Source organism: Luteitalea sp., assembly GCF_022842525.1.
Lineage (GTDB): Bacteria > Acidobacteriota > Vicinamibacteria > Vicinamibacterales > Vicinamibacteraceae > Luteitalea.
Map to the genome: position 1 here is coordinate 1 of NZ_JALHPM010000215.1, position 10,022 is coordinate 10,022.

Annotated in this window: 8 protein-coding genes; 1 reads left to right on the forward strand and 7 read right to left on the reverse strand. The window is 68.8% G+C overall.

The features are described from left to right. Window positions 1-440: 440 nt before the first annotated feature. The 6 genes from Q0C41_RS26820 to tgt are packed head-to-tail and all read right to left on the reverse strand — an operon-like array spanning window position 441 to window position 6,006. Window positions 441-1,115, reverse strand: a complete 675-nt coding sequence (locus Q0C41_RS26820; protein ID WP_291989259.1) for a DUF502 domain-containing protein — start codon at window positions 1,113-1,115, stop codon at window positions 441-443. Between the two features lies 1 nt (window position 1,116). Further along, window positions 1,117-1,929 (reverse strand): undecaprenyl-diphosphatase UppP, encoded by an 813-nt coding sequence (gene uppP, locus Q0C41_RS26825; protein ID WP_291989261.1) that lies wholly within the window; start codon window positions 1,927-1,929, stop codon window positions 1,117-1,119. A 9-nt stretch (window positions 1,930-1,938) separates the two neighbouring features. Continuing rightward, window positions 1,939-2,916, reverse strand: a complete 978-nt coding sequence (secF, locus tag Q0C41_RS26830) for a protein translocase subunit SecF (protein WP_291989263.1) — start codon at window positions 2,914-2,916, stop codon at window positions 1,939-1,941. Between the two features lie 7 nt (window positions 2,917-2,923). Next, a complete protein-coding gene (secD, locus tag Q0C41_RS26835) occupies window positions 2,924-4,480 on the reverse strand; it encodes a protein translocase subunit SecD (protein ID WP_291989284.1) in 1,557 nt (518 codons plus the stop codon). A 6-nt stretch (window positions 4,481-4,486) separates the two neighbouring features. Further along, on the reverse strand, window positions 4,487-4,843 hold the full coding sequence (gene yajC, locus Q0C41_RS26840; RefSeq protein ID WP_291989286.1) for a preprotein translocase subunit YajC: 357 nt from the start codon (window positions 4,841-4,843) through the stop codon (window positions 4,487-4,489). Beyond that, window positions 4,843-6,006: a tRNA guanosine(34) transglycosylase Tgt gene (tgt, locus tag Q0C41_RS26845; RefSeq protein WP_291989288.1), complete on the reverse strand. Its 1,164-nt coding sequence runs from the start codon at window positions 6,004-6,006 to the stop codon at window positions 4,843-4,845. The genes yajC and tgt overlap by 1 nt, the downstream gene beginning before the upstream one ends. A gap of 74 nt (window positions 6,007-6,080) precedes the next feature. Here tgt and Q0C41_RS26850 point away from each other — a divergent pair, with 74 nt between their 5' ends. Next, window positions 6,081-7,223: a D-alanine--D-alanine ligase family protein gene (locus Q0C41_RS26850; RefSeq protein ID WP_291989291.1), complete on the forward strand. Its 1,143-nt coding sequence runs from the start codon at window positions 6,081-6,083 to the stop codon at window positions 7,221-7,223. A gap of 924 nt (window positions 7,224-8,147) precedes the next feature. Here Q0C41_RS26850 and Q0C41_RS26855 read toward each other — a convergent pair. Next, window positions 8,148-10,022, reverse strand: a 1,875-nt coding sequence (locus Q0C41_RS26855; protein ID WP_291989293.1) for a HEAT repeat domain-containing protein, incomplete at its 5' end; no start/stop codon positions are given.

The following is a 10,022-nucleotide window of genomic DNA, read 5'->3' on the forward strand; positions in this document are numbered from 1 at the left end:
GACATGCTCCCGGAGACCTCGGGCAGCGCATCCATCGCCATCAGCGGGATGATGACCACCGAGCCCAGCACGAGCACGTGGAGAATGATCGAAACGGGGACCGTGTACCACTTCTGCGAACCAACCTTGATGGATGGCTCGACCACATCCCCGAACATGTCTTTCGGCACTGGCCTGTCCTCCTACCGACCCAGACGCTGCATCTATACCGTCGTGAGGCGGCGATTATAGCGACAGCAAAAAAACAGTGTCAACGAACTCCGATGTCCTCTTTGACACCGGTTTTCGGGATTCGGGCCACGGGTGCCGTGGACAAAATTTCCGAGGCTCGCTCGCGCCCTTCACCAGCACCGCACACGACCGTGCCTCATCCTGACGGCACGGCCGCGTCCCCGCTGAGGTCGCAGAAGGCGCATGTTATGCGCGCAACTCCGCGCGTGTCAAAAGCCGCCCTGACGCGTGACTTCCGTGCCCCCGCCGAGCCTCCCCTCCGGCCCTGCAGACAGCGTCTCCGTCGCCCCCGCCGACGTCATGATCGACGCCGGCAGCGCCATGCCGCCGGTGAGGAAGATGCGAACCCCTTCCTCGACCGTGATCTCCGGAAACCGCACGCGCTCCTGCCTGTAGAGGAGGACGTCGCCGAGGTACAGATGGTTGGTGGGGACGTACACCGCCACCCACGGCTCAGGCGTCCCCGACGCATCCGGCACCGTCAGCTCCCGCGTCAGAAACCCCAGGACCATGCCACGGTTGGGCTCCTCCACCAGCACCACCCGCTTGAAGCCCGACTCGTTCTGCGGATTGAACGCCCACACCAGTTGCTTCACCGGCGCGTAGATCGATCGGAACAGCGGCACGAGCAACAGGTAGTGATCGGCGCGCTGGAGCAGTCGACGGCCGAGCACGTTGGCCGCGAAGACACCCACCACGAGAATGCCCGCGCCCGTCACCGCGATGCCCAGGCCGGGCACACGGCGGCCGAAGATCTGCTCCACCACCGGCGAGGTGAGCGCATCGGCGAGGCCGAAGATCCAGAGCAGGGCCGCCACGCTGAGCGCCAGCGGCACCGTGACGAAGAATCCGGCCACGAAGCGGCGTTGCAGGTAGTTCCACATGTCAGCGGGTCATCGCCCAGGCGACGACGGTGCCGGCCAGCGCCAGCCGGTACCAGGCGAAGACGGCCAGCGAGTGCGAACCGAGGTAGCGCATGAAGAAACGGATCGCGAGGTAGCCCACGACGAAGGCCGTCGCGCCGCCAATCAGGAAGAGCGTGGCGTCGCCGGGCGTGAGGCCGACCTGACGCAGATCGATCGCCTCCTTGGCCGCAGCGGCCACGATGGCCGGGATACCGAGCAGGAATCCGAAGCGCGCCGCACCCGCGCGGGTGAATCCCATCAGCATGCCGGCGACGATCGTCGCGCCCGACCGCGAGACGCCCGGCACCGGCGCCGTGGTCTGCGCGAGGCCGAACACCAGGGCCTGGCCAACGCTCATGCCGCGGTCGTCCTGGCGCCACTGCTCGCCGACGCGCTCGACCAGCAGGAACAGCAACGCGCCCGCCGCCAGCGTGACGGCGGCCACGAGCGGCGTCCGCGTGTGCGCTTCGATGACGTCGGCCAGCAGCCCGCCGACGATCACCACGGGAATCGTGCCGATGGCGATGAGACGGGCGCGCCGGGCGTCTGCGTCGGTGCCGGCAGCGACGCGCGGGAGGGCCCGCAGCATGCCCAGGGTGTCTTCGCGGAAGTAGACGACGATGGCCAGCAGTGTGCCGACGTGGGTCGCCACGTCGAAGGCGAGGCCGAAGCCGCGGTCATCCCAGCCGAAGAAGGCGCGCGCGAGGATGAGGTGCGCGGAACTGGAGACGGGCAGGAACTCGGTGAGTCCCTGCACCGCGCCCAGCAGCGCGGCAGCGACGTGCACCGGCACGCGCGCCGCCTACGCGTTGCGCCGCTCACGGCGGCGCGGACGATCCGACGCCGAACGGGCCGACGCCGACGGCGCGGCGGGGGTGTTCGCTTCGTTCTTGCTCAGCGCGATGGCGCTGGCCGAGGCGATGAACACGGTCGAGTACGTGCCGCTGATGATGCCGACGAGCATCGTGAAGGCGAAGCCCTCGAGGACCTCGCCGCCGAAGATGTACAGGGCGAGCACCGACAGGAAGGTGGTGCCGGCCGTGATGATCGTGCGGCTCAGCGTCTGGTTGACCGAGGTGTTGACCTGGTGCTCCAGCGACGCCCCGCGCATCGTCCGGAAGTTCTCGCGGACGCGGTCGAAGATGACGATGGTGTCGTTGACCGAGTAGCCGGTGATGGTCAGGATCGCCGCGATGACGTTGAGCGACAGCTCATAGCCGAAGAACGTCAGCACCGCCAGCGTGACGATGACGTCGTGCAGCGTCGCCGCGATGGCGCCGATGGCGAACGACAGCCGGAAGCGGAAGGCGATGTAGAGGGTGATGCCGAGGATGCTGGCGAAGGTGGCGTAGAGCCCCTTGCGCTGCAGGTCCTTGCCGATGACCGGCCCGACGATCTCGGTGCTGATCACCTCGAAGGTGCCGAGGTTGGCGGCCCGCACGGCGTTGAGCACCTGCGTGGCGCCCTGCTCGAGGCTGGTGCCCTGCTCGGTCTGCTGGGCCTGCGGCAGGCGCACCAGCACCTCGTTGGCGCTGGCGTCACCGTACTGCTGCACGACCTTCTCGCCGGGGATCGTGTCGAGCGCGGTGCGCACGGCCTCTTCCGACGTCGGCTGCTGGAACTTCAGGACGACGATGGTGCCGCCCGAGAAGTCGATGCCGAGCGGCAACCCGTGGCGCGCAATCTGGACGATCCCCAGCACGATGAGGATGGCCGAGAACGCCAGGGCGTGCCAGCGCCACTTGGTGAAGTTGTAGTTGGTGTTCGAGAACAGATCCATGACGCCCTCAGATGCTCAGCTTCGCGCCCTGCGGGCGACGCGAGAGGATGAGTTCGAACAGCGTCCGGGACACGAACACCGCGGTGAACACATTGGACAGCAACCCGAAGAACAGCGTCGTCGCGAAACCGCGGATGGGCCCGGTGCCGAACTGGAACAGGAACGCCGCCGAGATGAGCGACGCGACGTGCGTGTCGAGAATGGTCAGGAAGACGCGATCGAAGCCGGCCGAGACGGCGGCGCGCGCCGACTTGCCGGAGCCGAGTTCTTCCTTGATGCGCTCGAAGATCAGCACGTTCGAGTCGACGCCCATGCCGATCGTCAGGATGAAGCCGGCGATGCCAGGCAGGGTCATCACGGCGCCGATGTAGGCCATGAAGCCGAGCAGGATAAGCAGGTTGAGCGAGACGGAGACGAGCGCGTTGATGCCGGTCAGCTTGTAGTAGGCCAGCATGAACAGCGTGACCAGCCCGAGGCCGATGGCCGAGGCCAGGACGCCGGCGCGAATCGAGTCGGCGCCGAGCGATGGGCCGACCGTGCGTTCCTCGAGGTAGGTCAGGCTGGCGGGCAGCGCGCCCGAGCGCAGCGTCAGCGACAGGTCCTGCACTTCCTGCGACGTGAACGACCCCGAGATGCGGCCTTCGTCGTAGATCCGGCCTTCGATCGTCGGCGCGCTCTGGATGCGGCCGTCGAGGATGATGGCGAGCTGCCGGCCGATGTTCTCGCTGGTCAGCTTGCTGAACTTGTCGGCGCCCTGCTGGTTGAGCGAGAAGCCGACCGCCGGCTGGTTGTTCTCGTCGAGCGAGGGACGCGCGTTGCGCAGGTCGCGACCGGTGATGCCGGCGACACGCTTGACCAGATAGAAGACCGGACCGGTGCCACCGGCTTCGGCGGCGCCCGGCACGATCTCGAGGTCGGGCGGCACCTGGCCGCCGCGGGCCGCCAGCAGGGCGTCGCGTGACGGCGCCGGGCCATCCTCGACGATCTTGAGCTCGAGCAGGGCGGTGGACCGGATGATCTCCTTGGCGCGGGCGACGTCGGTCACGCCCGGCATCTGGACGAGGATCTGGTCGCCCTCGCCGTGCGGCGCGACGATCGGCTCGGCGACGCCGAGTTCGTTGACGCGGCGCTCGATGGTCTGGAGGGCCTGCGCCACCGCTTCCTGGCGGAGCCGCGCCACCTGCGCGGTCTTGAGGGTGAAGGTGTAGGCCCCACCGGTGCCGGACGCGCGGTCGAACACCTGGCCGACCCACTCCTCGGCGATGCGACGGAAGTCGGCATCACGGTCGCCGGGCACGCCCTCCACGCGGAACGATCGGACGTCCTGTGGCGACACGGCGCCGATCGAGACGCCCTGGCGCGACAGCTCGTCGCGCAGGCGCTCGGCGCTCGTCTCCGTCTCGAGCTTCAGCGCATCGTCGGTCTGGACGCGGAGCACGAGGTGGACGCCGCCCTTGAGGTCGAGCCCGAGCTTGACCTTGTCCTTGGGCGGGTAGAAGGCCACGACGGCCAGCGCGACCACCACGAGGATGGCGATCACTTTCCAGCGAAGGTTGCTTGTCATGAGGAGTTACGAGGCGCCCTGGTCGGGCACGACGACGGGGTCCTGCCCCTGCAGGCCGCCGACGGCCGCGCGAGCGACATCGATGCGGACCTGCGGCGCAATCTGGAGCTGCACGTGCTGCTCGCCGAGGCGGGTGATGGTGCCGTAGAGGCCGCCGGTGGTGATGACCTTGTCGCCGAGCTTCAGGCTGCTCTGGAAGTCGGCGACCTTCTGCTGCCGCTTCTTCATCGGCATCAGCACCATCGCGTAGAAGATGCCGAGAATGATGACGAACGGCAGCAACGACAGCCACGGGCTGGCGTTGGGATCGGCCGGGGCCGACAGGGCAAGGAGCGAACGAACGAGCACACTCGAGGAGAGCATCAGGAACTCGGGGTTGTCCGGGAGAAGCGGCGGTGAAAGTCCTGTCGAAACTGCTCGAACAACCCGAAACCGATAGCCTGTCGGATCCGCCTGAGGGTGTCAAGGTAAAAGACGAGATTGTGGATGCTTGCGAGCGTGCCCGCGTTCATCTCCTTGTTGTGGAAAAGATGGCGCAGGTAGGCCCGGGAATGGCGTCGGCAGGTCTCGCAGGGGCACTGGTCGTCGATGGGCCGATCGTCGCGGGCGAAGCGGGCGTTGCGGAGGTTGATCGGCCCGTCCGGCGTGAAGACCTGCCCGTTGCGGGCGTTGCGCGTCGGCAGGACGCAGTCGAACATGTCGATCCCCCGCGCCACGCACTCGACCAGGTCGTCGGGCATGCCGGTGCCCATGAGGTACCGCGGCCGATCCTCCGGCAGCAGCGGCGTGGTGTAGCCCACCACCTCGTACATGGTCGCCACCGACTCGCCGACGCTGAGGCCGCCGATGGCATAGGACTCGAAGCCGATCGCCTGGAGGGCCGCCGCGCTCTTCTCGCGCAGATGGGGATAGACCCCCCCCTGGACGATGCCGAACTGGGCCTGGCCCGGGGTGCTGACCGTGACGCCCGGCACCGGGCCGGCCTGCAGCTGGAGGAAGCGGTCGCGCGAGCGGCGCGCCCAGCGCAGGGTCAGGTCGAGGGACGCGGCCGTCGCCGCCTCCGACGCCGGCGCCGCCAGGCACTCGTCGAGCACCATGGCGATGTCGGGGCCGAGCTGGGCCTGGATGTCGACGACCTTCTCCGGCGTGAGCGCATGCCGTGAGCCGTCCAGGTGCGACTGGAACCGGGCCCCCTCCTCGGTGATCTTCACCAGCGGGCCGAGGCTGAAGATCTGGTAGCCACCGCTGTCGGTCAAGATCGGGCCGGGCCAGCCGATGAACCGGTGCAGACCGCCACGCTCGGCGATCAGATCGTCGCCGGGCCTGAGATAGAGGTGATAGGTGTTGGCCAGGACGATGGCGGCGCCGGCCTCTTCGAGCGCCCGTTGCGTCACGCCACGGACGGCCCCGCGGGTGCCGACCGGCATGAACGCCGGAGTCTCGACGCTGCCGTGCGGCGTCTGCAGGCGTCCCGTGCGTGCCTGCCCGTCCCGGCCCGTCAGCGTGAACGCGAAGGCCCCGGGCATTCGGCTATACTACGGCATCCATCCGGCCATTCCGGCCGTCTCCGGGACCCCCAAAGACCTTGAAGAAACTGCGCGTGGGCGTCATCTATGGTGGCCGCTCGGGCGAGCACGAAGTCTCGATCGCCTCAGCCGCTGCCGTCATGGCCAACCTCGATCGCGCTCGCTACGAGCCGGTGCCGATCCGCATCGACCGTGACGGGCGATGGTCACTGGCCGACAAGCCACCGACGGCCGCGTCGGCCTCCGAGGTCATCGAACAGACCCGATCGGAGATGAAGGCGCTGCGCGCCGGACGCGAGGTGCACCTGCTGCCCCGGCCGAGCGAGGAGACCATCCTCGCCATCGACCGCACCCCCACCCGGGGCGAGGACGAACCCCGCGCCATCGTCACCGGGGTCGGGCTGGACGTCATCTTCCCGGTGCTGCACGGGCCGCATGGCGAGGATGGCACCGTGCAGGGCCTGCTCGAACTGGCCAACGTGCCCTACGTCGGCTGCGGCGTGCTGGCCTCGTCGGTCGGCATGGACAAGGCGCTGATGAAGCGCGTATTCGCGGCGCACGGCCTGCCGCAGTGCGCCTACGCCGTCGTGTTGCGTCGGCGCGTGCTGGCCGAGACCGAGGTGGTCGCCGACGAACTCCTCGCGCAGCTCGGTCTGCCGCTGTTCGTCAAGCCGGCCAATCTCGGATCCAGTGTCGGCATCTCCAAGGCCCGCACGCGCGACGAGCTGGTCGAGGCCCTGAAGCTCGCCGCCGACTACGATCGCAAGGTCGTCGTCGAGGCCGGCGTGCCGGCCGCCCGCGAGATCGAAGTGGCCGTGCTCGGCAACGACGAGCCGATCGCCTCGGTGCCCGGCGAGATCGTGCCGTCGCGCGAGTTCTACGACTACGAGGCCAAGTACCTCGACGGCGCGAGTCGGCTCGCCATTCCAGCCGATGTCCCCGACGAGATGGGCTCACGCCTGCAGGCGCTGGCCATCGCGGCGTTCCGCGCCGTCGATGGCGCGGGTCTCAGCCGCGTCGACTTCCTGGTCGATGGCGACAGCGGTGAGGTGTTCGTCAACGAGATCAACACGATGCCCGGCTTCACGACCATCAGCATGTACAGCAAGCTGTGGGCGGCGACCGGCCTCGCGTATCCCGAGCTCGTCGATCGTCTGGTGCAGCTGGCGCTCGAGCGGCACGCCGAGAAGCAGCAGTTGCGCGTCTCGGCGTTCTAGATCATCCCCATCCGCAAATAGGTCTCCTCCCCGAAAACACCCGGTCGAGGGCCCACGACATCGCGTCCTGCACGTGATGTCGTGGCCTCCGCGTGGCGTGCCCGCAGGGGGCGCGTATGCGTGCTTCAGTCCTTACTGATCAGGGGACGCGCGGCGCGTCAGGCCCCGCAAACGCGCGCCGGAATGCCAGGCGGGAGTCGGCGCAGGAACGTAAGCAAAGGGTTTGATTTGTCAAGTTTGACAAGGCTCGAGGTTTGCGCTAGCCGGCTCGACCAGGGGTGGGCGTGGCTGGGCAAATCTTTTTGACAATCACGCTGTCTTTATGCTTGACAAGCCAATTTTCTCATCCATAATCTACATCTTGTGTGAGGCAGGGTAGCTCAATCCACCTGTAGTGATGGGCCAATGACGGCTCACGGAGCGAGCGACCGGCAACCTAGGAGGAAGAATGGCGAAGAAGGCAGCCAAGAAGGCCGCGGCGAAGAAGCCGGCAGCAGCCAAGAAGACGGCTACGAAGAAGGCCGCGAAGAAGCGGTAGTCGGCCTCGCGGCTCTGGCGCTTCGTCGCCACGCCGCAACGAGTGCTGCCCTCCGGGTGGCCTCGTCAGTTGGACACGCGGCGGCTGCCAGACTCGATCGGCGGCCGCCGGCCATTTCCGGCCGTAACGAACGGCTGTTCTCACTGCCTCTCACGGGTCGTGAGCGCGGGAGACAGCGTTGCGAGCGCACGTGATTGCCTGCGAGCGGCCGGCCGAGTAGACCGCCTGGAAAGGGGGGATACGCCATGGCCAAGAAAGCAGCAGCGAAGAAGGCCGCCGTGAAGACACCGGCAGCCAAGACGGCGGCCAAGAAACGATAGCGATGGTCAGAGGACATCGCAGAGGCGCGGCACCACCGCGCCTCTTTTCGTGTCCGGCGTCCGGCGTTACTGTGGCGCCGTCACGCCGTCCCAGATCCGCACCCGCGTGATGGTGTCACCCACCTCGAGCCGATCGACGACGTCCATCCCCGAGACGACCTGGCCGAACACCGTGTAGCGACCTTCGAGATGCGGCTGTGGCGCATGCGTCACGAACCACTGGCTGCCGCCCGTGTCCGGCCCCGACAGCGCCATGCCCACCGTACCCCGCGCGTACGGCCGATCGTTGAGTTCGTCGCGGATGCTGTAGCCGGGACCACCGCTGCCATCACCACGCGGGTCGCCGTCCTGGACCACGAAGGCCGGCACCACCCGATGGATCTGCAGGCCGTTGAAGTAGCCCTTGCGCGCCAGCGTGATGAAGTTCTCCACCGTCAGCGGCGCGTCGAGCACCGCGAGTTCCACCTGCACCGTGCCCTTGGCCGTCTCGATGTAGGCCTGCGGCGAATACGCCGGCGTGATCAACCGCGTCGACGCATACAGATCCCCCGCCACGGCGACCGGGGCCGGCCGGATGCGCCCGAGCGCGTCACTGGCCGGATCCTGCGCCACCAGCCAGCGCGCCGCGCGCAACCGCATCGCCCAGTCGCGATCGGCCAGCGTCTCCTCCATCGGGCCGCGCGCCGCCGCCGGGTCGATGGCCGCCAGCGCCTGCAGGCTGGCCCAACGCGCGTCGTCGCTCGAGTCACTGCGTGACCGCTGCCACGCGGCGACGAGCGCCTCGCGCAGGGCCACCAGCTTCGCCTCGCCGGCGATCGACGCCGCTTCGGCGCGCACCAGCACATCGTCACGCGTCAGCACCGACGCGAGGTGCTTCTCGAGACCGGGCCACTTCAACTGGTGAGCCGCGCGCAGCGCCGGCGGCAGCACGCGTGCGTCGGGGTCGGCCAGCAACCGCTCCAGCATCGGCGTGGCGTTCTCGAGCGACAACGTCGGCAGCGCGTCGGCCAGGGCGCCGCGCACGCGCCAGTCGCCATCGGGGTCCAGCCCCGACAGCACCGTCGTGAACGACAGCGAGTCGATGCGCGCGAGGGCGCGCAGGGCCGCCGCACGCACGAACGGCGACCGCGACGTCAGGCGATCGATGACGTCGGGCTCGGCCTCGCGGGCACCGATCTGCGCGAGTGCCGTCACGATCTCGAGTTCGAGCCCGAGCGGCACGTCCTTCTGCCGCAACAGGCCGAGCAGGCCGGCCGTGGCACGCGCGTCACGCAGCTGCCCCGCGGCTCTGACGGCCGACACGCGCACCTGCGGGTGGACCTGCCTCGAGGCCTCGAGCAGCGGGAGCAGGGTGGGCAGCGCCGTGGTCGCCTGGCGCTCGCCGAGGCCTCGCACCGCGTATCCCGCGGTGAAGGGCGAGTTCGAGGACACCAGTTCGACCAGCGCCGGCACGGCGCGGTCGTCACCGACGCGCGACAGCGCGGCGGCAATCGGCCACCAGGAACTCCGCGGACGCCCCTGCGCGTCGAGGACGGCGGTGGCCAGGCCGTCGTAGCTGCGCAGCGCCGTCAGGGCCCCGAGCCCGCGGCGGACCGCGTCGGCCTCGACGCTGCTCGTCGCCGCATCGTCGGCCGGTGGAGCGGCGATGGCGCCGCCTTCGACCAGTTGCCGGACCATCTGCGCGATCGGCGCCGCGGCCGCGGCCGCCGTGGTCGGTCCCAGCAACCCGAGCGCGTGTGCCGCACGCCCCTTCACGAGGGGGTTCGGGTCGCCGAGCGTGGTGATCAGGGGATCGACACCCGCGCGGTCGCCGAGGAGCCCGAGGGCGAACGCCACCATCGCGCGGACGTCGGCATCCGGATCCTGGAGGCGAGCCACGAGCGGCGCGACACCCGCCGGCATCCCGACGCGGCCGATGGCCAGCGCGGCGCGCCGGCGCAC